The organism is Tunicatimonas pelagia (assembly GCF_030506325.1).
Taxonomy (GTDB): Bacteria; Bacteroidota; Bacteroidia; order Cytophagales; family Cyclobacteriaceae; genus Tunicatimonas; species Tunicatimonas pelagia.
The window spans coordinates 1,995,661-2,018,156 of record NZ_CP120683.1 but is presented as its reverse complement, the minus strand read 5'-3'; the positions used below and the strand labels follow the sequence as shown (position 1 = coordinate 2,018,156).

20 protein-coding genes are annotated in these 22,496 nt (G+C 45.0%); 12 read left to right on the top strand and 8 right to left on the bottom strand.

The window, feature by feature from the left end:
• Positions 1–14: 14 nt before the first annotated feature.
• Together P0M28_RS08360 and P0M28_RS08355 are read right to left on the bottom strand one after the other, a co-directional pair.
• Positions 15–998, bottom strand: coding sequence for a FecR family protein (locus P0M28_RS08360; protein WP_302209334.1), 984 nt, complete (start codon positions 996–998; stop codon positions 15–17).
• Between the two features lie 162 nt (positions 999–1,160).
• On the bottom strand, positions 1,161–1,718 hold the full coding sequence (locus tag P0M28_RS08355; RefSeq protein ID WP_302209332.1) for an RNA polymerase sigma-70 factor: 558 nt from the start codon (positions 1,716–1,718) through the stop codon (positions 1,161–1,163).
• 334 nt (positions 1,719–2,052) lie between these two features.
• Between P0M28_RS08355 and P0M28_RS08350 the strand changes: the two genes are divergently transcribed.
• Entirely contained in the window at positions 2,053–4,353 is a 2,301-nt protein-coding gene (locus P0M28_RS08350) for a TonB-dependent receptor (protein ID WP_302209330.1), read from the top strand.
• Between the two features lie 4 nt (positions 4,354–4,357).
• Complete coding sequence (locus tag P0M28_RS08345; protein WP_302209328.1) at positions 4,358–5,170, top strand: DUF4249 domain-containing protein; 813 nt, start codon at positions 4,358–4,360, stop codon at positions 5,168–5,170.
• 318 nt (positions 5,171–5,488) lie between these two features.
• Here the strand turns inward: P0M28_RS08345 and P0M28_RS08340 are convergent, their stop codons facing one another.
• Positions 5,489–6,433, bottom strand: coding sequence for a glycoside hydrolase family 3 C-terminal domain-containing protein (locus P0M28_RS08340; protein WP_302209326.1), 945 nt, complete (start codon positions 6,431–6,433; stop codon positions 5,489–5,491).
• On the opposite strand from P0M28_RS08340, the gene P0M28_RS08335 reads away from it, so the two are divergent.
• A complete protein-coding gene (locus P0M28_RS08335) occupies positions 6,399–7,181 on the top strand; it encodes an efflux RND transporter permease subunit (RefSeq protein ID WP_302209325.1) in 783 nt (260 codons plus the stop codon). The two genes, P0M28_RS08340 and P0M28_RS08335, sit on opposite strands and share 35 nt — an antisense overlap.
• Here the strand turns inward: P0M28_RS08335 and P0M28_RS08330 are convergent.
• Positions 7,093–7,671 carry a helix-turn-helix transcriptional regulator gene (locus P0M28_RS08330; protein ID WP_302209324.1) on the bottom strand — a complete coding sequence of 193 codons (579 nt, stop codon included), beginning with the start codon at positions 7,669–7,671 and terminating at the stop codon, positions 7,093–7,095. The two genes, P0M28_RS08335 and P0M28_RS08330, sit on opposite strands and share 89 nt — an antisense overlap.
• A gap of 95 nt (positions 7,672–7,766) precedes the next feature.
• Between P0M28_RS08330 and P0M28_RS08325 the strand changes: the two genes are divergently transcribed.
• Both P0M28_RS08325 and P0M28_RS08320 read left to right on the top strand, forming a co-directional pair.
• Complete coding sequence (locus P0M28_RS08325; protein WP_302209323.1) at positions 7,767–9,152, top strand: RtcB family protein; 1,386 nt, start codon at positions 7,767–7,769, stop codon at positions 9,150–9,152.
• A gap of 277 nt (positions 9,153–9,429) precedes the next feature.
• Positions 9,430–11,709: a hypothetical protein gene (locus tag P0M28_RS08320; RefSeq protein ID WP_302209321.1), complete on the top strand. Its 2,280-nt coding sequence runs from the start codon at positions 9,430–9,432 to the stop codon at positions 11,707–11,709.
• Between the two features lie 314 nt (positions 11,710–12,023).
• On the opposite strand, the gene P0M28_RS08315 is transcribed toward P0M28_RS08320, so the two are convergent.
• Positions 12,024–13,262 carry an FG-GAP-like repeat-containing protein gene (locus tag P0M28_RS08315; protein ID WP_302209320.1) on the bottom strand — a complete coding sequence of 413 codons (1,239 nt, stop codon included), beginning with the start codon at positions 13,260–13,262 and terminating at the stop codon, positions 12,024–12,026.
• Positions 13,263–13,401: 139 nt separating this feature from the next.
• On the opposite strand from P0M28_RS08315, the gene tnpA reads away from it, so the two are divergent.
• Genes tnpA through tnpC form a run of 3 tightly spaced genes read left to right on the top strand, consistent with a single transcriptional unit; the run spans position 13,402 to position 15,561 of the window.
• Positions 13,402–13,695, top strand: a complete 294-nt coding sequence (tnpA, locus tag P0M28_RS08310; protein WP_302205096.1) for an IS66 family insertion sequence element accessory protein TnpA — start codon at positions 13,402–13,404, stop codon at positions 13,693–13,695.
• A complete protein-coding gene (tnpB, locus tag P0M28_RS08305) occupies positions 13,696–14,040 on the top strand; it encodes an IS66 family insertion sequence element accessory protein TnpB (protein WP_302209318.1) in 345 nt (114 codons plus the stop codon). It begins immediately after the preceding gene.
• Between the two features lie 39 nt (positions 14,041–14,079).
• Positions 14,080–15,561, top strand: coding sequence for an IS66 family transposase (gene tnpC / locus P0M28_RS08300; RefSeq protein ID WP_302209317.1), 1,482 nt, complete (start codon positions 14,080–14,082; stop codon positions 15,559–15,561).
• On the opposite strand, the gene P0M28_RS08295 is transcribed toward tnpC, so the two are convergent.
• Positions 15,541–16,794 carry an FG-GAP repeat domain-containing protein gene (locus P0M28_RS08295; RefSeq protein ID WP_302209315.1) on the bottom strand — a complete coding sequence of 418 codons (1,254 nt, stop codon included), beginning with the start codon at positions 16,792–16,794 and terminating at the stop codon, positions 15,541–15,543. The two genes, tnpC and P0M28_RS08295, sit on opposite strands and share 21 nt — an antisense overlap.
• A gap of 9 nt (positions 16,795–16,803) precedes the next feature.
• Entirely contained in the window at positions 16,804–18,861 is a 2,058-nt protein-coding gene (locus tag P0M28_RS08290; RefSeq protein ID WP_302209314.1) for an IPT/TIG domain-containing protein, read from the bottom strand.
• 749 nt (positions 18,862–19,610) lie between these two features.
• Here P0M28_RS08290 and P0M28_RS08285 point away from each other — a divergent pair.
• From P0M28_RS08285 to P0M28_RS08275, 3 genes are all read left to right on the top strand, one after another.
• Positions 19,611–20,894: a site-specific integrase gene (locus P0M28_RS08285; protein WP_302209313.1), complete on the top strand. Its 1,284-nt coding sequence runs from the start codon at positions 19,611–19,613 to the stop codon at positions 20,892–20,894.
• 141 nt (positions 20,895–21,035) lie between these two features.
• A complete protein-coding gene (locus tag P0M28_RS08280; RefSeq protein ID WP_302209312.1) occupies positions 21,036–21,215 on the top strand; it encodes a hypothetical protein in 180 nt (59 codons plus the stop codon).
• A 1-nt stretch (position 21,216) separates the two neighbouring features.
• Complete coding sequence (locus P0M28_RS08275; protein ID WP_302209310.1) at positions 21,217–21,369, top strand: hypothetical protein; 153 nt, start codon at positions 21,217–21,219, stop codon at positions 21,367–21,369.
• Positions 21,370–21,500: 131 nt separating this feature from the next.
• Here the strand turns inward: P0M28_RS08275 and P0M28_RS31065 are convergent, their stop codons facing one another.
• On the bottom strand, positions 21,501–21,614 hold the full coding sequence (locus P0M28_RS31065; protein WP_367281903.1) for a type IV toxin-antitoxin system AbiEi family antitoxin domain-containing protein: 114 nt from the start codon (positions 21,612–21,614) through the stop codon (positions 21,501–21,503).
• Positions 21,615–21,771: 157 nt separating this feature from the next.
• Between P0M28_RS31065 and P0M28_RS08270 the strand changes: the two genes are divergently transcribed.
• Complete coding sequence (locus P0M28_RS08270; RefSeq protein ID WP_302209309.1) at positions 21,772–22,419, top strand: RNA polymerase sigma factor; 648 nt, start codon at positions 21,772–21,774, stop codon at positions 22,417–22,419.
• Positions 22,420–22,496 lie beyond the last annotated feature (77 nt).

Here is a 22,496-nt window from a genome sequence, read left to right as displayed (position 1 = left end):
TAAGGGTTTAAAAATTAAGGATTTGTATTAGCATTAGATGAACTGATGTAAATAGCGCGATCTGATTGCGTGATGTTGACTCCCAGGGTCTGCTCAATAATTTCCAGCACCACGGCCAGTTCAGTACTGGGAATGTTAGCACTCATCCGGGTCTCGGCTAGCGTGTCGGAAGCAAAGTGAACCGAAAACCCGTGGCTTTGCTCGATAAGCTCAGCAATATCAGCGAGGCTCAGGTTATCAAACACGTAGCGATTATCTTTCCAAGCCGTGTACGGCTCAGTGGCGACCGTTTGCTTCTCGAGCGTAAGTTCATTGGCCCGATACTCCACCCGTTCACCGGGTGCCATCACTACCGGTTGTTCTTGCTGGGGCAACTGTAATACTACCTGCCCTTCGGTTAGTACTACTTCTACTTCTTCGGAGCGGTTGTGTACATTAAAGGCGGTGCCCACTACCTGAATGGTCAGGTCTTGGGCATGAACGGTAAACTTGACAGGGTCGCCGGTGGCACTTTTCACTTTTGTCACCTGAAAGTAGGCCTCGCCCGAAAGCCACACGGCTCGTTCAGAAGCTGTTTCCCAATCGGTAGCGTAGCGGAGTGCTGAGTTGGCATTTAGCTTTACGATGGATCCGTCGGGTAAGGTGACCGTCTGGGTTTCGCCGTAAGCGGTGATGACTTTTTCCAAAGTAGGGTTCATGCCCAGCCAGATGGCGGCGGTGACCAGCAGCACTCCGGTAAGGGTTGCGGCTACTTTCCAGACGATTTGTTGCGGATAGCGATGGGGAGATAGGGAAGTACGTTCTACAATGCGCTGATACGATGCCTCCTGAGAACCCGAAGGGGTGGGTGGGTGATCCTGAATCTTATGCCAGAGTGTCCGGGAAAGCTCTCGGTAATCATCGCGGTCATCTTCCTGTAAAAGGCGAAACAGTCGCTGCTCTTCTTCCGGGGTGCTGGTGCCATCTAGATATTTCTTAAGAAGTTGGTGCTTTTCCATTGTTCGGGGTTATATATAGTATTCAACTCCCGAAGCCGATTTAATTACGCTGGCAAGAAAAAATAGTAAATTTTACGATATAACTAATAAATAGAAATAGAAATGAAATGTATGGCAATAGAAGGATTTCTTTGCTACAAAATTGGTAGCAGTTATTTCGTGCTATCCCCCGATAAAAAGCAGAAGTGCTACGCTAATTGCGGCATGAATGGCCCGGCGGATGGTTTGAGCGGCCTTAGCCAATTGTGATTTGATGGTGTGTACGGAAAGTTGTAGTGCGTGGGCAATTTCCTCTTCACTCAGATACTCGTGGTGGTGCATTCGAAAGATGATTTGGCGTTTTTCGGGTAACGCCTTCACTGTTTGTTCTACCGTTTGGTAAAGTTCGTGAATTTGCACTGTTTCTTCTGTGCTGACAGAAGCCATCGAACTGCAAGCTTGCTCGTGGTTTCGCCGACGAGCCTGTTGTTTCAGAAAGTTACTTGCCCGGTGATGGGCTATGGTGAACAAAAAACCATCTAGCGACTTGCCAGCGTCAATAGACCTTCGCTGTTCCCACAGCTGAATAAATACTTGCTGAGCCAGCTCTTCGGCATCTTCCGTATTTCGGGTAAAGCGAAAGCAGTAGTGATAGACTTTAGCGTAGTAGCGGTCGTAAAGCTGGCGAAACGCCATCTGATTTCCTTTTTTTAGCTTTGTAACGAAAGACTGAGCCATCATCTCTAAGTCAACTTTCCAATCTTGTTAATTTAATTGATGATTGCAAGATCAATTTTACAAAAAATGTATTTTCATAGGCTAAAAGCTGATTTGGGCGTAATTCGTTTGTCGAGCAAGCTTTTTCACCTTCTAAACATAACGATAGTGTAGTATATTCCTGGCGGGACTTATTCTAGATTACTTGGGGAGGTAAGTAACATAATACGGTAATCGCTTCACCTACCTATCTTCACGCTTCACCCCACTTTTCTACCCATTCACTGGCATATATCGGTATTGCTGATCAGTATTGGTGACTTTTGTGATAGAAGATTAAACACTGACTCTGCTGGCTATGAAGCGAATCTATATCACCTTTTTCTTGCTGTTCTCAGCCTACGTTGTCTCTGCTCAAACCCCAAATCAATCCATTTACGGCTACGTTCTGGATTCCGCTACACAACGTCCGTTGGAAGGAGCCACCGTGCTGTACTACACTAAAGGAACCAGTACTGACGCTCAAGGTCGATTTTCCCTTACTTGGACTCCCAACAGCAACGTGCTACAAATTAGCTTTCAGGGGTATCAATCCCAAACCATTACGGTGGATGACCCTACCCAAAATATTATAGTAAGATTGGCCCCTGGCACCCAAATGCTCAATGAGGTGGTGGTGTTAGAGAGCAGCGACCGTCAGCAGGTGGCTTCCGTACAGATGGGCATTGCCAAGGTCAACCAACAGACGGCCAAACTACTGCCAGCTCTTTTCGGTGAAGTGGATGTCATCAAGGTGTTTCAACTCAAGCCGGGGGTGAAGAACGCGGGCGAAGGCACCAGTGGCATCAGTGTCCGGGGCGGTGGTACCGATCAGAACCTCTTCCTGCTCGATGGTGCCCCAGTGTACAATCCCAGTCATCTGTTTGGTTTTTTTAGCACTTTCAACATCGATGCGGTTAAGGATGTTACCCTTTACAAAGCCGGTTTTCCTGCCGAATACAGTGGCCGACTGTCCTCGGTGGTGGATGTAAGTACCCGGTCTGCCTCCGATACCATGTTTCACGTTGGGGGAGGCATCGGGCTACTGGCTTCCCGGCTGAATGTATCGGGGCCTATTGTGAAGAATAAACTCGCCTATCGGGTTACGGCTCGCCGTACCTACGCCGATGTGTTTACTAACCTAATTAATAATGCCAACGCCGGAGATACCAGCCGCAACCCCATCCCTTCTTACTTCTTCTACGACCTAAACGGCCGACTTGACTACCTGATCTCAGACCGCACCGATCTATCGGCCTCTGTATACACCGGTCGTGATCGCTTTCAAATTGACCCCGGTGCCTTTAATACCGACTTTTCTTGGGGCAACTCGGCAGCTAGTTTGCGACTGAACCATCGCTTTTCTGACCGACTGGCTACGCGGATGAACTTAATTTTTGCCGATTACAATTATGCGATCACCTCTGAGTTTGATCGGTTTGCATTTAATGTTGCGTCGGGCATCCGGGACTACGGCCTTCAAAATCAGTATCGATGGACATTTCCCCGTCATACCCTAAAGGTGGGCTGGGACGTGATGCAAAGTCAGTTTAGTATTTCCCGCTTCAATATCGCCAGCAGCCAGGCCGACGAGAATTTGAACCGGGGAGAAAACCTCAATGCTTACGAGGGAGGTGTGTATGCCGACGATGAATTTGACCTAGGCCCTTTGAAGGTGAATGCCGGACTACGGTTGAGTGGATTTGCCAGCGATCAAGCGCGCTATGTGGGGCTGGAGCCCCGGCTAGGTACCCGCTTACTGGTGAATGATGACCTTTCGTTCAAGGCCAACTACAGTCGAATGATACAGTATCGACATTTGGTAGTAAGCTCGGGGGCCTCCCTACCAACCGACATCTGGTACCCATCGACCGAACGCATTCGCCCGGAGTATTCAGACCAGATCAGTACTGGGCTCAGCTGGAAGCTGAACGACCAATTTTTGTTGACCAATGAGGTATACTACAAGTGGCTTAACCGGGTAGTGGACTATAAGCCGGGCGCGCAGCTCTTTGTTAATGCCAATCTGGAAGAAGAGTTCGTGTTCGGCAACGGACAGGCCTACGGTAATGAGTTTTACCTGGAAAAAACGAGCGGGCGGCTGCGGGGCTGGATTGGGTATACCCTGGCCTACACTTGGCGGCAGTTTGACGAGATCAACCAAGGTGAACGCTTTTACCCGCGCTACGATCGCCGTCATGATATATCGGTGGTGGCTTCTTATGACCTTAACCAACGCGTACAGTTGGCCCTTACGTGGGTGTACAACACCGGCAACGCCGTATCGGTGCCGGGGGGACGCTTTGCCCAGGTAGGTATTCCGGGGGCTACTGATGAGGAAGAACGCCCTTTTGTAATTGTATCGGACTATCCGGCTCGCAACAACTACCGGATGCCGGCCTACCATCGGCTCGATCTTTCGTTAGTCTACCAACTACGACCCCGTCGCGGCGAGGCCGACCTGACGTTTGGTATCTACAACGCCTACAACCGGCTCAATCCGTATTTGCTCAGCTTTCAGGCCGAACGCAACGCCGAAAACGTGCCGACAGGCTTCACCGCTCAATCAACAACCCTTTTTCCTATTCTGCCCTCTATTACGTATAACTTTAGATTTTAGCCCTATGAAAAATATACTGTTAATTACTAGCTGCGTTGCACTTATGGCCGCTTGTACCCAAGAGGCAGATGTAGTGCTACCAGCGTACGAAAGCCAGCTTGTGGTAGAGTGCTATCTGGAAGCAGGGCAGCCGCCCCGCCTTATACTGTCCGAAAGTGCTTCGTTCTTTGCCGATGCCACCCCTTTCCCCCTGGTATCGGGGGCGAGCGTACTACTTTCTTACGCCGGGCAAACCGACACCCTGGTGAACGAACTTTTTACTGACCCCATCACGGGGAGGGCTTACAACTACGGCAGCAACCGCCCACTGCCCAGCGACCCGCAGGGCGACTTTACCCTGACCGCCGTTGATCCGCAAGGTCGCAGGATAGAGGCTATCACCCGCTTTATGCCAGTAGTGCCAATCACCAGCCTAGCACCTACCTTTAATGAAGAAGCGGAAGCTTTTTGCCTCACCACATTTGCCGACCCTCCGGAACAGACCAACTTTTACCTGTTGGTGTTGAACGAAGGGCAGGCTTATACCCCCAGTCTTTTGTCAACCACATTAGACGATAATTTTGCCAACGACCAGGGCAATATCGTATTCGGTTCAGGGTTCAATTTTGCGGAGGGGGATACGATTGTAGGAACAGTATATCATTTGGAGCCGACTCACTATCGATTCATAAGTTCGGCTCAGAATGCCCAGGCAGCCAACTTTAACCCATTTGCTGTGTCAGGTGAGATTGTAACTAACGTGCAGGGAGGATTGGGGATCGTAGCAGCCCTGGCCTATGACCGGCAGACAGTGGTAGTACCCGCCCCGCCTCAATAGTTATGTTCGTATAAAATTAAGAAAAGGCAGTACGATGAACCCCTGAAAACTGACGAAAAGGGAGTCTGTGGGGGCACCAAAGGGCTAAATATCCTTACTTTAAGGGCGAAGCCGAAAACATCCTATTGGTCATTAATAAATTGCGCTTGACCTTTTTCTGTTAAGAATGAGTTTTTACGTATTCTTATCCTACGGAAAAACTTTGCTGTTGCTGCAATGGCTGAGGAGCTAAGTGTAGTGAAGCCATTTAAGTAATACTTCGTGCTGAAGACCCATGTTAGCTGTAAACCGATGATTAGCCTATTAAAGTTACCTAGATCAGTAGCTCAGCCCAAAACCAAATTGATAAACAGGAGATGATACATCGTAGGCCACATCGGGCGACTGATCTACAACAGACTGTATAGACGAAGGTAAAGTAATAGGTAATTTTCCGCTAGGTGCAAGCTCTCCGAAAACAATATCCAGCAAAGCCTCATCGGGTACCCCAAAAGTGCCTAGTAAGCTCTTAGAAGCATCGGCGATCTCCGGTATCACTGCCGCTCGGTCTAAATAAATGTCTATAACCGTAGGTACAACGGTCGTTATATTCAAAATATTAGTTTTTACTGGCTCCTTAAAGTCTATGTCGCCGTGGTGAAACATTTCGTCTAGCAGTCCTTTTCTGGATTGAAAGGGGGTGGCCAACCGCAGGATGGCTACGTCGGCTTCCTCGGGAGTGGCTACCGGGATGGCGTACTTCTTTAGCACCTCTGGGTTTATATTTTCTGCATAAACTCGGAGATGATGTCTTTTCAGCGGAAGAAACGCTTCTTGCTGTATCGTATCATTCTTGAGTAGTACGACTGACTTTCGCTGGGCTAAGCCACCGGCCTCCTTGAACCTTGGTTTCCCCACGACGGATGTTACGATTGATTCGTCAACAAACGGATTGTCAAACAACCCGAGTTCAAACTTAGTACGGAGCAGCTTGCGCACCGATTCGTCGACCAGAGATTCATCTACCCGCCCTTCTTCTACCAGGTCTACAATCACATCATAGCACTCCTGTCCGCCAAAGTGGTTGACCCCAGCCTCGATGGCTATCTCGGCTCGGTCGGCTACGCTCAGCGCATCGTCTAGCCCCCACGATCGGGTGCTCTCTACGGGGTAACCCAGCACTTTAGTGGCTTCCAGCACGTTCCAGTCGGCTACATACGCTCCAGTAAAACCAAGCTGATCTCGGAGTATGGCGGTGACCTCACCGTTGAAACTCACGGTCACGCTGACGACCGCCGCGGCGTTTTCGCCCCTGCTGACCCTGCCTGGGGCCACGGGAGAATTTCTGATCGCCATTCCTCAGATTGTGATTCTGTCGCTGACGGCCTCCTACTTGGTGGCACTGTTGGTGACCCCCGCCGTGGCGGTGCTGGCGTTTCGCCCGAGCCAGCGGAAGAGTGCCGAGAAAGGGAACCTGATACTCCGCTTCTTCACGGCTACCCTACGTCGGGCCTTACAATACCGATGGCTCACAGTATCAGTAGCGTTTGGTATACTCGTGGTGGTGGTAATCGCCTCAGATTCTTTGCCTTCTCAACTTTTTCCTAACGCTGATAAAAATATCATTTACGTTGACATCACCAACGACCAGACGGACATCAAAGATACTGATCAGCTCACCCGACGCATTGAGAAAATACTGGCGCAGCAGCCGGAGATCGTTTCCTACACATCCTCTATCGGCGACGATCTGCCCCGGTTTTACATCACTACTTCTATTGCGGTGGCCACCTCCGACTTTTCGCAGATTATGATGCGCCTTGATCTGGAGCGGGGCGGGCGCTTTAGCACCTACCAAGCGTTAGCCGATCATCTACAGCGAGAAATCAATGCCACCCTGCGCGGCCCTACGGCCATCGTTCGGTTGCTCGAGTCCACAGAACCTAAGGACGGGTCGGTGGTCGTTCAGGTGAGCGGCAAAGATTTGAACCGGATTGCGGAGGTCGCGCAGGAGGTTCAGCATCGGCTTTAATAATTGCCTGATAGAGTGTATCCAGATGAGATAAGCCTTTAAGATTCTCATTTTTATCTAAATGAATAACAGCGGGCTGGCTGGTCTTCTCCGTATATACTTTGTCTTCTAGTCGTTGAATGATACCCCCTAGCTCCGAGAAAAGAGAAAAGTCTTTGAATTGCTTCAGCATTTCTACCGTTTCTGATAATACCTGCATATCAGTATCCGATAGCGGAATATCGGTAATAGAATAGGCTGGATCAGCATACCGATAGTACTTTTTGTCATACACCTCAATCGGGGCATTATAGCCCAATTTATCACTGCGCATCATCTGTAAGTCAGCCTGAATCGTACGTCGACTGACATTGACCGCTCGCCCTTCGTATTCGTACAAAGCCTCCGAACAGGCTTCCATTAGGTCAGGCAATGTCCATTGTCGGTACTGATTTTGTAAACACTTGTCAATTGTTTTGTAGCGAATCAGGGCATTCTTACTAAAAGCCATCGTACTTTTTTTTCAAAAAGTAGCTAAAAATTTAAAGTGCGCAAAATCACTGCGCACACTGTTCTTTCCTTTGTACTGTTCAAAAGAAAAAAGCAATGGAAATCACTGGAAAGACATTCGTGGCATTAGGTTATCAACCCGGAAAATGGTTTAAAGAAGCCTTAGCGTACGCCAATGAGCATCAGCTAGCAGGAGAACAACTAATAAGCTATCTAGATAGTGTTAAGCCGATCTACCAACCTTTGCAAGATGAAGCGGCTGATCTAACGGTCAATATTCACGCGGAAAATGACCAAGAGCAAAGTAATGTGGATACTGTAGTAGCGAGTATGCAAAAACTACTGCGTACTCCGACAATGGTGCAAGGAGCAGTAATGCCCGATGCTTGCCCTACTGGGCCTATCGGTACCATTCCGGTCGGCGGGGTCGTCATAGCGAAAAATGCTATTCATCCCGGAATGCATTCGGCTGACATCTGCTGTTCGGTGATGTTAACCGATCTGGGCATGATTGATCCCAAAAAGGTACTAGATCAAGCACAACGGGTAACGCACTTTGGGTTTGGGGGACGAATCTACGATAAGCAGTTCTCGCTACCAACTCAGCTAAAGCATCGCTTTAAAGATAATCTACTGCTGAATAAAGAAAAGATGCTAGATATGGCTGAAACTCATTTGGGTACGCAGGGCGATGGTAATCATTTCCTGTTTGTAGGTCGGTCAGCTAAGACCGGGCATACGATGATGGTGACCCATCACGGATCACGGGGCGTGGGGGCGATGCTCTATAGTCAAGGAATGAAAATTGCGGAGCACTTCCGAAAGCAAATTTCCCCCGAAACGCTAAAGCAAAACGCTTGGATTCCTTTTGATACGGAAGAAGGCAAGCAGTATTGGCAGGCCTTACAAATTATTCGGGATTGGACAAAACTGAACCATAGCAGTTTGCACGATGCTACCCTACACGGTTTAGGAATGCAGGGATATGATCGCTATTGGAATGAGCATAACTTCGTTTTTCAGGATCAGGATCTATTCTACCATGCCAAAGGGGCAACTCCACTGGATGAGAAGTTTTTACCCGATAGTACGGGGTCTCGCCTAATTCCACTGAATATGGCCGAACCGGTACTGATTGTTCAGGGGGCAACTACGAAGGGTAACCTAGGGTTCGCCCCCCACGGGGCAGGGCGTAATATCAGCCGTAGTGCGCATAAACGGGCGAAGCAGGGGCAAACGGAAACCCAAATCTTCCGAGAAGAAACGGAAGGACTAGATGTGCGCTTCTTCTCCGGTGAGATAGACATCTCCGAGTTGCCGTCAGCGTATAAAAACGCGCAGACGGTACGAACGCAAATGCAAACCTATGGACTGGGAAATGTGATTGACGAGGTGCTTCCTTATGGGAGTATTATGGCAGGCGATTGGCAGAAAAATGCCCCTTGGAAACGAAGAAAGAAAGGTAAGAAGAAAAAACAATAGTGCGCAAAATAGCTGCGCACTTTCTTTTAATCTTTACTATCAGTTGGAAGGTCAAGAGTAAGTTACTCCGATTGTTACCAAATTTACTTATTCAATTATCTCCGCCAATAATTAAGGTCAAAGCAAGCTTACTTCAATTGGTTACTGCGGTTCGAATCCGCCCTTAGAAGTTTGCTAATTACCTATCATACTAGGGTCAATTGCGACTTACTTCAACATCTTTTGGGTAGATCAGTCGCAAAATTATCCGGTATTTAACTTTTTAAATGTAGTAATCATGAACCAAGAATTACGCAAAGTTAGCCTTCGCAGTCAAGCAGTCTTCCTATCGGAAAAGGAATTGGTCATAGAAGATAGTGCCTTATTGAATGAGACTACCGCCGTGCTCGTAGCCAATGCGGCGAAACTAGGGTTTGGCTTTTCGGAAGAACTACTACGGGCACTTAATAAAGTTTCTCCTTCTACCAAATTAGACGTATTGGAGGTACTTAAAGAAACTGTCGGTGTTAAGAAAAACTGGGTACCACTAGTCAAAGGATGGGACACTCCAACCGGCGAGTCGGTGATAGATCATATTATTACTTTTGTAGCGAATGCATTGGGCAGCAAAAAGGGTGCTCGCCTGTCCTGCGGTCACCTAATTCCCAATGGTACCTTTCCGTTGGAACGATACAATGGTTGCCCCTTCTGTGGTACCCCTTTTAAGTTGGGTGAAATAGAGACCTATGGTCAAGGAGGTAAGCTCAAAGTATTATCCTGCTGGAAAGAGGCCGATGTAGAGAAATTGTTCACGGATCTACTACAATCCAAAACGCCAATAGATGCTACGCAGGTTGATAGCCTGAAAGTACTATTAAAATACTTTCCTGTGCCTAAAAAAGCGCAGATTGGAATGAAAGAAACCCTAATGTTGGTAGTAGACTCACTCATAGACCAAGACCGAAGCACTGAGTGTAGTACATCATTTTCCAGTCCTCATGATATTCTGCGCTACTTATGGTTTAAGCATACTGGTTTCTTACAGGTCGTAGAACCTAAGACAATCGTGAACCGTATTGCGCGAAATCATCAGCATCGGTACCAACCAGCCAATGAAAGTATCGTGGCAAAAATACAATCTGAGACAGACTTAAAGTTAAAGTATAATCGGAAGGAATGCAGACGAGTAGCCCAGTGGTTAAATGACTTATCGATGGATGCCGAGAAAGCGGCCGAAATCATGCATCCAAAGCGAAGCATGTGGGTGCGTTTTATCCGAGCTTTGCGATTAGCCGAATACAGTAAAAGGAAAGGTTTTGAGAATTTAGCGCAGTTGATGGATACCTTCTATAATGAAGCGTATCCAGTATGGCAAGGGAGAGTTAATCACTATCGTTTAAAGGCAGACGCTGATAATACGTTTACGCTATTGAAGCAACGCCCAGGTCTATTCGCTCGCTTACTGTTCTCTAATATGCTTTGGTTTGGCTCGGAAGTAACCCTCTTGCACTTTCGGGAAGTATTGGATCAATTACCCGCCCGTCTGCTACTAACCCTGAACATGTACGCTTCAAACTATTTTGAAAAGGATAGCATGCGCAGTGTGCAGCCACTAGGAAGTACCCGAAAGCGTATTGCTTCGCATCCATTGCTGAAGTTATACAATGATCAGAGCTTACAAGAGATGAAGTATAGTATAGAGAACCTTTGTTTGGAGGCAATGCAGTCACGCTGGGCAGCATCCTGCTTTGCTAAAGCAGAAAACCAAAATGAAGTGGGGCGGCCATCCGCAATATTCATTGACCCTCAATTGTTCAATATCCCGCTTTCCATTGGTGATCGTAGTGAAACTGTACAGGATTTACCATCGGCACTAATGGGCACCTGCTTTCCGGTTCAAGGAAATAAGGTTCGACTATTTATGCAGTGGGGAGAAGGGCTAAAAGCGCAGCATCTGGACATGGACTTGAGTTGTTCGGTGGGCTACTCAGATAATACAACTGACTATTGTTCCTATATGCAGTTGGTTATTCCCGGCTGTAAACACAGTGGTGATATTCGGCATATTCCCCATCAGGTAGGCACCGCGGAGTATATTGAACTGGATGTACAAGAGCTAGCAGATCGAGGGGCACGGTATGTGAGCTTTACCTGCAACGCTTATTCAACCGGAGGACTTTCTCCTAACCTAGTTGTCGGCTGGATGGGTAGCCAGTTTCCTATGAAAATTTCTGAGAAGACCGGAGTCGCCTATGATCCATCTTGTGTGCAACATCAGGTGCGAATAACGAGGGGTATTACCAAGGGGTTGGTATTTGGAGTATTGGATGTAAAAAAAAGAGAAGTTATCTGGCTAGAGATGCCTTTTGAGGGACAAGTGGTGAATAACCTGGACTCAAAAGGAGTAAAAGCTCTCCTAGCCAAGTTAGATAGCAAGCTGAGCGTAGGTAATCTTTTAGTGTTAAAAGCTGAAGCTCAGAATTTGACGGTAGTTGATACAGCCGACTTGGCTGATGAGGTCTATAATGCTCAATGGGCGATGAATACAGCAGCTGTTAGCCAACTTCTACTGGATTAGTGCGCTATATGCGGTATTTACAAAGAGTATTGTACAAAGTTGGTTGATATTTACTGAGGGTTAGGGTATTTAGTATTAAAATGGGAGTACTGTGCTTTTGAACGAAATGGAACACATCAGCATCCGTCTCTCAAATTGTGCTCTCTTGGGTAGTGGGGATGGAAATAGCACCCGATATAGAAGTCTATTCTGCCGAAGAGTAGTTCGTAGACTTTAGTGTGTCACACTATCAATCGCCCACCTCTATTATACTTTAAAGTTGTTCATAATCAGCATAGATATTCGTAGTTTTTTGAATTCCATAGCTTACTGTATCAATTACCCTTCATTAGTAGTCCGCTATAAACTTGAGTATTATCTATATATAAACGATATAAATAAGTGCCACCTTTTAAAGATAGTGAAGCAGCATCGAGTAGGTTTTTATTGTTCATGAGTTGTCCTTGGCTATAGTGTATCTTCTCTCCTTGTAAAGAATAAAGATATAGTTGATAAGAGGTGCTTACTGAAGATGGGAAATGCTTAATAAATAATTTATCCTGAAAAGGATTTGGATATAACATTGGGTATAGATTTTTTTCATGATTAATAGGTTGAAGGGCAGTAATAATTTCTTGTGATCCGCTATCAACATATTTTAGTGATTCATAGTCAATAACCTCATAGTTGGAGAGAGTATGACCGGTATTAAGTAATATATCGATGGCTCCATCCATATCTAAATCCTGTACTTTTAAACTGTTATAGCGGCCAACCCCATAGTAATTGATGGTATCACTTTGCCATTTGATGGATAACTGCAACGGGTCATATATATAAAGTTTATAGTCGTCAGAATAAACAAATTCCTGATTACCATCTCCATTAAAATCCACTGCTGCTAGACTATTGATTTTATCGGATCCCCCACTGTAGGTGGTAGCTATTTCCCAAGTATCGCGTTCCAGTATTCCAATCTTTCCCGAATTCATTCCAACCACAATATCATCGATACCGTCACTATCCAAATCTGATATATCAAAGGCATTAATGCTCAGAAACTTAGCGGTTAATTCTTGACTGACACCATCATAGATCAATAGCTGTGTTTCCCATTTACGTGATTCATACTGTAAGGCTAGTACTTCTAATGCTTCGTCATCATCAATATTTCCAATCTTGACAGAGCCCACCTTTGAAGAAATACCGTCTAACAATGGACTTTTCCATTCTACTTCACCAGTCTTTCCATCAAAGACATATATATAGTTTTGATATCTTTCGGGATCTGTACTTCCTGATACGTTGGTGCCTGAAGTAATTATTACTTCATTTTCATTATCCAAGTCTATATCTGCAATCTCAATACCCAAGATCATATTCATTCCGTAAATCCGGTACTCATTTATGATTTCTTGATTCTCATTAAGGGCATAAACATCGCTATAAGCGTACGATGTTTCTATTCCAACCAGCAGTTCGTTTTGTCCGTCATTGTCTACATCCCCTATTTTAATAGCCGTAAAATCATCTCTAAGTCTAAAAATTTCTTCATTATTCTGCTTTTCCAGCATTTGAGTCTTCGCATCGAAGACAGAAATAAAGCCATATTCAAAATAGGTAGCGTATTCACCGGTGTTAGCTACGTATCCCTACGGTGAAACGGACTTGATAAACAGCCGAGTGCGCCATTATCTTTGAAGAAAAAAGGTTATGGCACATTTTCGTACTGAGCAAAAGATGTTTCCTGTAGTGGAAGCTTGGCAGAGCAGTGGACAAACGCAAAAAGCGTTCTGCGCTGCGCATAATATTTCTGTTTCGGTGTTGGCCTACTGGCTACGGCGTTACCGCGATCACCACGTTGATGAGAGCGATGAGTCCGTTGGTTTTGTTCCCGTCCGTATGGATGTATCCGGTCCGGCAGCCCTGGAAGTGAGTTTACCTTCGGGGGCGGTGTTGCGTTTTGCACAAGTAGTACCGGTGGGGTATCTGAAAGCGTTACTGTAGATGTTGATGAGCTTAGCCAAGCGAATATTCTTGTATTCGCACAGCGTGGACATGCGCAAAGGGTTTGATGGGCTATCGGGCATCGTATCTCAACAGATGGGTGCGGATGTACTGTCGGGGGATGCCTACGTGTTTGTGGGTCGCCGGAAAGACCGCTTGAAGCTGTTGATCTGGGAGTCATCGGGTTTTGTGCTGTATTACAAACGATTAGAAGCCGGAACGTTTCGTTTGCCGGCTGGCAAGCAGGCGGCAGTAGCCTTATCTTCAGCCGAACTGTGGGCACTATTAGAAGGCTTGGATGTAGAAGTAAAACAGCGGCGCAAACGTTACAAATTATCGGCTTAAGTGTTTGGATTTTCAGTGCGTGCACTTAAGTTTGTCCCAATGGATGCTGCTTTACGGGCTGAGAACCAAGCTTTGCGTGAACAGAACGAAGTGTTACGCCAAGAGTTGGCCGAACTGAAGCGGCTGGTTTTCGGTAGCGAACGCTTCATAGGGTCATCTGGGGAAGGGCAACTCAGTTTACTAGCCGAGGAACCAGATATAAAAAGAGCAACCCCTGAAAAACAGACCTACTCACAAAAAGTCCCTAAATCAACTACGGTTACGCCCCCATCGCGGAAACTGCTACCGGCTCACCTGCCCCGTGTAGAAGTCGTACTAGAACCCGAAGAAGACACGTCCAATATGAAGAAAATCGGAGAACAAGTGAGCGAGGAACTAGATTATGAACCAGCTAAACTGTTTGTGCGACGTTACGTCCGACCTCGTTACGTGAGTAATGAGGAAACGTTTCATATGACTGCTTTACCCAACCGCCCGATTGATAAGGGCATACCGGGCTCGGGGCTACTGGCGCAAATCCTGATGGATAAGTTCGTGGATCATCTTCCCGTCTATCGGCAGGTACAGCGCTACGAGCGGTTAGGCATCAAGCTCTCAGAAAGCACACTAGGTGGCTGGTTGAGTAGTACCTGCCAGCTACTTACCCCCCTCTATGATGCCTTGCGCCAGTGTGTGCTCAGCCAGACGTACTTACAAGCGGACGAGACGCCAATTCCAGTATTGGACAAGAAAAAGAAAGGGAAAACCCACCGGGGGTATCAATGGGCGTATCATAGTGTGAAAGACCGGCTGGTCTTCTTTGATTATCAGCCCGGACGAGGCAGGGAAGGGCCTAAAGAATGCTTGAAAAACTTTCAAGGCTATTTGCAAACCGATGGTTATGAAGCCTATGAGTGGTTGAATGCCCAGCGCGATGATATTACCCTGCTGCACTGTATGGCCCATGCCCGACGGTATTTTGAAAAAGCCCTGGACAGCGATGCCGAACGGGCGGGACATGCCCTATCCCAAATACAGAAGCTCTATGCCGTAGAACGTCATGCCCGGCAAGCCGACTTGTCCGACCAGCAACGCTATGTACTACGCCAACAGCAGGCTGTACCTGTACTGGAAGAGTTACACGCCTGGCTACTGGAACAAGCAACCAGTGTATTGCCTAAAAGCCTGATCGGTAAAGCCGCCACCTACTCGCTGCGTCGTATCAAAACCTTATCGTTATATACCAGCGATGGGCGGTTGGAGATCGATAATAACCTCATAGAAAACACTATCCGCCCCATTGCTTTGGGCCGGAAAAACTACCTGTTCGCCGGTAGCCATGCGGCCGCTCAACGTATCGCGGTATTCTATAGTCTGTTGGGTAGTTGTAAGCTTCACAACATCGAACCCTATAGCTATCTGAAAGATATTCTGGAACGGTTGCCTGATCATCCTATCAGTCAGATAGACGAACTGCTACCCCACCGATGGAAACCCCGGCTAACCAAGCAAGAAGAGAGGCTAAGCACCATCGCTGTCTAGTTCACCGTAGGGATACTTAGCTACAACGATCTCATTATCACCATCATTATCTACATCACCCACATCGAAGGCCTTGAAATCACTGTACCAGTGGCGGCTTTGCCACTCCTGGAGTTCGGTTTCTAAATCAACTATAAAAAAATGGTCACTGCACGTACAGGCAGCTCCTACTGACCAGACGATTTCTAAGGCAGCATCCGTATCAAGGTTAGCTACTGCTACATTAACAGGTGGATCATGTGTTTTTGCTTTTAATGTAAATTCCTCTTTCCCAGTTTCACCATTAATTCCGAATATTAGGTCTTCTCGTTGGTCTCCTACTAAAACATCAGTTTTTTGGTCTTCATTGTAATCACCCAACCATATCCCCGTAACATAGTGCTCTTGATCAGGGGATTCCCAAGAACTTTCCCAAATGAGTTGATTAGTGTTAAAATTATAGGCATATATAGAGTTATTTGACCCATATACCACATCCAATATTCCATCATCATCTATTTGAGCTAACCCAATATCGAGGCCAACATCTTCAGTGAAAAAAGTATACTTCTGCTGAACATTTTGATCTACTATCTCAACGATATCGCCGTCAGAGTAGATTATCTCATTTTTATTATCAGAGTCAATATTCCCAATTTTAAAATGAGGAGCTCCTTTGGGTATTTTGAACTTTAATGTGTAATCATTATTGAATATGTAGGTAGTATCACCATTGGTAGCTACCAGATCTATAAATTGATTATTATCTACATCACCAAATTCAATATGCCGAATAATATTAGGTGGGTCAAAAACCGAAACTTTACCTCTAAAGGAAGTATCAAGCGTTCGAACTCGTTTATATGTTTTTAGATCGTATATTGCTATTATTCCATCATCTAACCCAAGATACAATTCCTTACTTCCATCCTGATTGTAATCATACAGTGTCATACTACTAATCTTGGCTGCAATGACACTACTAATCCATTCTGTTGTATACCTTTGTTCCACCTGGTTGTAGGATACTACAGTAAAAAAATCAGAAGGCTCCCAATAATCACGACTGTATCTCCCAGAAGAAATTATCTCATTAGTTCCATCGCCATCAATATCTGATACTAAGATTCCTCCTTCCCCCAAATCATGGCCAAGCATACCAAACTGCCAGTTAAGTTGCGGATCCTCTTGTGAATAAGACTGATAGCTTAAAAGTACAAGTAATATATTTATGGTAGGTAGATAAACTCTCATAGTCAGCTGCTATTTTCTCAATTTGTAAAGTTCATATTCAGTAAGGTCATCATACCTTCCGCCTGATCCACCTCCAACATAAGCAGTGCCATTTATCACAAATGCGAACCCTCGAAAACGACTTTTATGTCCTATATCAAAGAATGGACTCCACGTATTCGATGCCGGATTATATTCCCAACATTCTTTTCTTTCTCCTCCACCTACCGGACTTCCGTTAGCAATGTACCCTTTTCCGTCCAGGCTAAATGCACTAGTATAGTTACGGGCATCCGGAAAATCAGCAATACTTACCCACTGATCTTCGCTAGGCTGATACTTCCACGCACTGTAAGAGCCTGTAGTACGGGCTCCGCCCACTACGTAAGCAGCCTGATCAATAACAAAGGTAGAAGCCTCTGTTCTTCCCCTAGTATATGGGTCGTTGGGAAAGTCACTAACTTTTATCCACTGGTTTAACGAAGCATCAAACTTGTAGAAATCAAAGTAATCTACCTCAAAGTAGGGCTCAAAGTCAGTTCCCAGGCCAACGTATACGTTCCCGTTTACAGAAAACGATGTAGGCTTGTCGCGTCGCGCACCAGGAAAGTCGGGTTTTTGTGTCCAGGTTGTTGTGGCAGGATCATATTCCCAAAAGTTATCTGTTGAAGTAGCAGTATATACGTACCCTTTTGATCCATTTCCAACGCAGGTACCGGAGTGTTGCACATTAAAAGGTATAGTTTCTTTCGTCCAGGAGATAGTTTCTTCATCAAATTCCCATAAGTACAGATTTTGATCTTGGTAGTCTTCAGGATCGGAGACAACAAAGACCCTGTTGTTTATTGTAAAGGTTCCTACATCACCATAGAAGCTAAATGGAAGACTATTAGAAATCATTAACCAAGGGTCTTGAATACAAATTTGTTGTTCGGTCGTAACTACTGTATCCGTAACACCAATATCTATTCTTCCTGACCCATTAGGAAAAGGACCAAAAGGAACCCGCACTATTAGTTGCTGAGTAGTACCAGAAAGAACTTCCGCTTTTACTCCCTCAATGAAGACCCTGTTTTGATGAGACACAGGATGAAAGTAATTACCTTCCAATGTAATTTCTTCGTAAGCATTACTGCATTCGGGTGCATTCACAATTTCTGGAAGAATGATACTAAAGCTAGCGGGGGCATTTACTGTCTGTAATTGGGAAGTCAATTGCAAGGAAGGAATGTTCTCAGCCAGTTCATCTGGTACAATAAATTCTAAGCTGTTTCTTTGAGAAGTAACTATTTCCGCTTTAGCATTCCCAAGCATAATCGTATTCCTTTCAGCAACATGATCTAAGTGTTGTCCAAACAGTTTGAGTGTATCACCAAAAGTGGCTGAAGCAGGTTCAATAAGTTCTATGAGTGGAGAATAAAGCGAAAATGGAATTGCCGCACTTTTTCCCATTGATGTCACAGTTACCCGATGCTGATGTTCTACAATTGTTTCCGGAACCACACAAGTAATTACACTATCGTCAATAGAAATAATACGCGAGTATTGATTGGAAAACGTCACGTGAGTAGATGAGGAATAGGTAGAAGTACCAAAATACTTACCGAAGAGTTGAATTGTATCTTCTAAATGTCCCTGCTCAGGAGCAATACGAGAGATAATAGGGCATCGGCTTCCCGAAGACTCAAACTTCTTAGTCTCACCGTATATGGTTTCTTCTCCAAACTTAATAAAGGCTCTAAAAAAATAAGTTGTTTCGCCTCGTAAACTGGATAAAATAGACGCTTCAAACCTACCCAATTTAGGAGGATCCTCTAGAAAAATCAGATTATCGCTGTATTCGTCAAATATGCTATCAGCAGAAAAGATAAAACCATAATCACTAATAGACCCGTCTGTAATCAATTCTCCACTCAGTACAACCCCTCCTTCGTCAAATACCTTGGCATCTAAGGTAACCACGGAAGGTGATGCTGTAGGCAATGAATCGGTAACACTCGGGGTTGATGTCTCAACTTCTTCTTCCTGACAGGCTGCAAGAAGTATTATACACAGTATTAGCGATGATAGAATAATTTTAGTAGGCATATTATTTTATATACGAAATGCAAAATAATTAAATATAGCCTACATATGAAAATTTCATTACAAATTTATATTAAATAAATATAGTTAATAGGTCTGCTTTTAAGACCATAGTCGCATAATACTTTTTGAATAGACAGTGGATTTTTTAAGCTGGTTTACGTTACAGGACTAGATTAGGTCGGATTTTTCATCTATAATACTGAGCCGTACCACTATTTTAAGTAGCAAGGTATCGGATAAACTCAAAGCCTACGAGGTACACTGCTACTTTTACAATGATGCTATTGGCCGATGGTGTTTTTCAGGCTACTATCTAAATAAGTGAAAGTGGTTAGTCATAGTGGTGAATACCAAAATCATTCAGATTTGAACGAATATTTATTGGTACGAAAAAAGTTGGAATTCTTTTGAAAAATCTTCTAGTGCTTTAGCATTAACAAAATATGTAAATTTTGTGTAAACCAAAAAAAGAAAGGCACTTACGATCTCTCATAAGTGCCTGAGTGTGAAGCTCCTCCTCTTGGGCTCGAACCAAGGACCTACTGATTAACAGTCAGTATACATTTGGCTTTCTATGTCCTGTATAAAATCATAATTATCTGAAAATCAATTGATAATGAAAATTTGAAAACTGATAGAGTTCATTTGAATCCATTAAAAACTACGAAAAACGGGCAAAAAACGGGCAAATATTTTTCTGTCTTATCCACCATATCCGTATCTTAGACTCCAATTACAAATCTTAAGATATGGCTTCTATTTCTCTTTTTCTAGATACCAGAAACAAAAAATCTGAGCGGTTTCCGCTGGTACTTCGCGTAGCCCACAAGGGTAATCGTAAGGATTTACCCACGGGCTACAAACTGGCAGCGAGTGAGTGGAATGATAGCAAAAAGGTGATTAAGAGCACTTTTGGCAATGCCACCCGAGAGAACACACGCCTCAGAAAGAAAATGTCCGTTGCCTCGGAAGTACTGCTACAGATGGAACCACTCTTATACAATCTAACGGTTCGCCAAGTAGGAGAACTTATCCAGGAAAGGCTGGATGACTCGGCTAAACAAGCTATTCCTGCTCCGGTCTTGGAGAAACATACGGGCAAAACCTTACTGAAGGTCTACGGAGAAAAGGTGACCGCCCGCTACGAGAAAGCCAAGCGCTTTGGCATGGCTAATGCCATCCAGGATGCTGTTGGGCTTTTCTTGCGATTCCACGGAAATGATGAATTGTACATCTCTGAGATCAATGAAACATTTCTGGAAGACCTAGAAGCCGATTACCTAGGCAAGGGAAATAAAGTTAATGGTTTGGGAGTACGATTGCGATCCATTAGAAGGGTGTACAACCTGGCGATCAAAGACAAGGATACTGAATTATCTGCGGATGATTATCCCTTCGGACGGGGGAAATATTCTATCCGAACCGAACGGGCTAAGAAACGGGCGGTCAAGCTCGACGTAATTGAGGCCATCCGAAAGCTTTCTTATCCCGAAGGATCATCGTTATGGCATCACCGAAATTACTTCCTGTTTATGTTTAACATGCGGGGTATGAATTTTATTGACTTGGCTTTTCTTCCTACTTCAGCGGCTAGCGATGGCCGATTAAAATACAAACGAAGGAAAACGAAGCGAGGAAGTAGTGTCAAAGCGTTTGACTTAAAAATTACCGAAGAAGCCCGGCGAATTTTGGATTATTACGCCGATCCCCGCGGTGACCAGGGGTTGGCCTTTCCTATCATGCGTGATGTCATTAGCCTGGAAGACGAGGAGCGAATATACAAGGTGTACAAAAACCGATTATGCAATCACAACCGGCGACTAATTACCATCGGTAAGTCATTAGGAATCAGCGAAAACCTCACTACCTACGTGGCACGCCACACGTTTGCCACGGCCGGACTTCATAAAGGCGTTTCTAAAGCGCAGATCGGAGATATGCTTGGTCATACTAACTACTACACCACTGAAGCGTATTTTGACGATTTCGATAGGGAAGTGTTAGATGATGCGGCTGACCAAATTCTGCAATAGTACGCTAACTTTTGGCTATTGAGAGCAGAGTATGCTGTTTATTATCAACATATCAGGCATTTTTGCTGAAAACAAGCAACAACTTGAAAGCCAAGAAGGTCGTATTGATGCCTAGCCATCGCAAAATGATGAGCGAAGTAGATGGCGGAACGAGCGGGTGTTGATCGATCTACGCTCTATAAAATAGAGCAGAGCGAGCCCAGCGTGGCGATGGATTCTTACTTTAATGTACTGCGGGTGCTGAGTTTACAAGAAGACATCTTAAAACTCGCTGGAGATGATGTTTACGGCAGAAAATTGCAAGACTTAAATCTACTGTAGTGTGGCGAAGGGCAAATTCGATATCTACGTGTACGCTGATTGGAAAGGCCTGGCAGGTCCGGTTTTAATGGGGCTTCTCTCCGCCCACTTCGGTAAGGGTAAAAAGTCATTCAGTTTTGAATACAATGGCTACTTTCGGAAGCACATTAAGTAGTAAGGCTACTTGCCTGTGGTACATTTCATTAGTCATAATTTCCCAGTTACTTCGGGACGGTAATCTGGTATTTGGCTACATAAGATTCACTTTTAGCCAAGCTTCTTTTTCCACTTCCCACATCTATTTTCTCAGGCTTGAAGTAGGGCCTGCACCTTTACAGGTGGTAGATTGTTTAAACTCCCTATCAGTTTGTAGCACTCCAGTAATGATTGCTCTTTAGGTGTCACATACAGGCACTCCATTACCGCTCTGCAATCAGGATCAAAGTGGTCACGCAGTCCTCGAGGGTGCTTTGATAACCTGAAAATAATTATAACGAACAATATTTCTTTGCTTCTTTTTATTAAATTTTCAAAATTTAATCGATTTTACACTGCTGTTTAGCATCTTTGTACAAGAATGCACACTATTTCTTCTCAAATTACGTCTGATAAATTCACTGAGAACCTCAATAAAGAGCTTATAACTGCCTCTATTCGGTGTGCTGAAGATGCTAGTGCCCTGTGGGAAGCCTTTAGAGCGGGAGATCAGCATTCTTTTACACTATTGTATTACAGCCACATTGATAGGCTGTACCACTACGGTGAGCGACTCACTGACGATATTGCTCTTATTGAAGACTGCTTACAGGATCTATTTGCCGAACTATGGACGCGCCAAGCGCAGTTACCTGAGGTCAATGCGGTGAAGTTCTATCTGTTTAAGGCACTTAAACGGAAAATAATTAAGAAGCTGGTACAGCAGCAGTCTCTTTCATCTGACGATGGGTTAGCGGAAGGGTACAATTTTGAGATTACACTATCTTCCGAGTTTGACTTAATTGATCTTCATGTTTCTCAACAACAGCGACAGCAATTGCTGCAAGCTATTAATCAGCTAACTCACCGGCAGAAGGAGGCCATTACTTTGTATTTTTACGATGGATTTAGCTATCAGGAAATTGGCGAAATTATGGCGATGGAAACACGTTCGGTTTACAACTTGGTGTACCGGGCCTTAGCTTCACTTCGTGGTTTTCTAACGGCTCTTCTTGAGCCTAGCGTATAACTTGTCAGTACTTAAACTGACTCCTAATTCTCGACCATCCAGAAGGTACTAATTGCTTAAATCGTTAATTATGTGAA

Coding starts and splice junctions, on each gene's coding strand:
- P0M28_RS08360 (WP_302209334.1), bottom strand. CDS start 998: ATGGAAAAGCACCAACTTCTTAAGAAATATCTAGATGGCACCAGCACC.
- P0M28_RS08355 (WP_302209332.1), bottom strand. CDS start 1,718: ATGATGGCTCAGTCTTTCGTTACAAAGCTAAAAAAAGGAAATCAGATG.
- P0M28_RS08350 (WP_302209330.1), top strand. CDS start 2,053: ATGAAGCGAATCTATATCACCTTTTTCTTGCTGTTCTCAGCCTACGTT.
- P0M28_RS08345 (WP_302209328.1), top strand. CDS start 4,358: ATGAAAAATATACTGTTAATTACTAGCTGCGTTGCACTTATGGCCGCT.
- P0M28_RS08335 (WP_302209325.1), top strand. CDS start 6,399: ATGGCGGTGACCTCACCGTTGAAACTCACGGTCACGCTGACGACCGCC.
- P0M28_RS08330 (WP_302209324.1), bottom strand. CDS start 7,671: ATGGCTTTTAGTAAGAATGCCCTGATTCGCTACAAAACAATTGACAAG.
- P0M28_RS08325 (WP_302209323.1), top strand. CDS start 7,767: ATGGAAATCACTGGAAAGACATTCGTGGCATTAGGTTATCAACCCGGA.
- P0M28_RS08320 (WP_302209321.1), top strand. CDS start 9,430: ATGAACCAAGAATTACGCAAAGTTAGCCTTCGCAGTCAAGCAGTCTTC.
- P0M28_RS08315 (WP_302209320.1), bottom strand. CDS start 13,262: ATGCTGGAAAAGCAGAATAATGAAGAAATTTTTAGACTTAGAGATGAT.
- tnpA (WP_302205096.1), top strand. CDS start 13,402: ATGGCACATTTTCGTACTGAGCAAAAGATGTTTCCTGTAGTGGAAGCT.
- tnpB (WP_302209318.1), top strand. CDS start 13,696: ATGTTGATGAGCTTAGCCAAGCGAATATTCTTGTATTCGCACAGCGTG.
- tnpC (WP_302209317.1), top strand. CDS start 14,080: ATGGATGCTGCTTTACGGGCTGAGAACCAAGCTTTGCGTGAACAGAAC.
- P0M28_RS08295 (WP_302209315.1), bottom strand. CDS start 16,794: ATGAGAGTTTATCTACCTACCATAAATATATTACTTGTACTTTTAAGC.
- P0M28_RS08290 (WP_302209314.1), bottom strand. CDS start 18,861: ATGCCTACTAAAATTATTCTATCATCGCTAATACTGTGTATAATACTT.
- P0M28_RS08285 (WP_302209313.1), top strand. CDS start 19,611: ATGGCTTCTATTTCTCTTTTTCTAGATACCAGAAACAAAAAATCTGAG.
- P0M28_RS08280 (WP_302209312.1), top strand. CDS start 21,036: ATGGCGGAACGAGCGGGTGTTGATCGATCTACGCTCTATAAAATAGAG.
- P0M28_RS31065 (WP_367281903.1), bottom strand. CDS start 21,614: ATGGAGTGCCTGTATGTGACACCTAAAGAGCAATCATTACTGGAGTGC.
- P0M28_RS08270 (WP_302209309.1), top strand. CDS start 21,772: ATGCACACTATTTCTTCTCAAATTACGTCTGATAAATTCACTGAGAAC.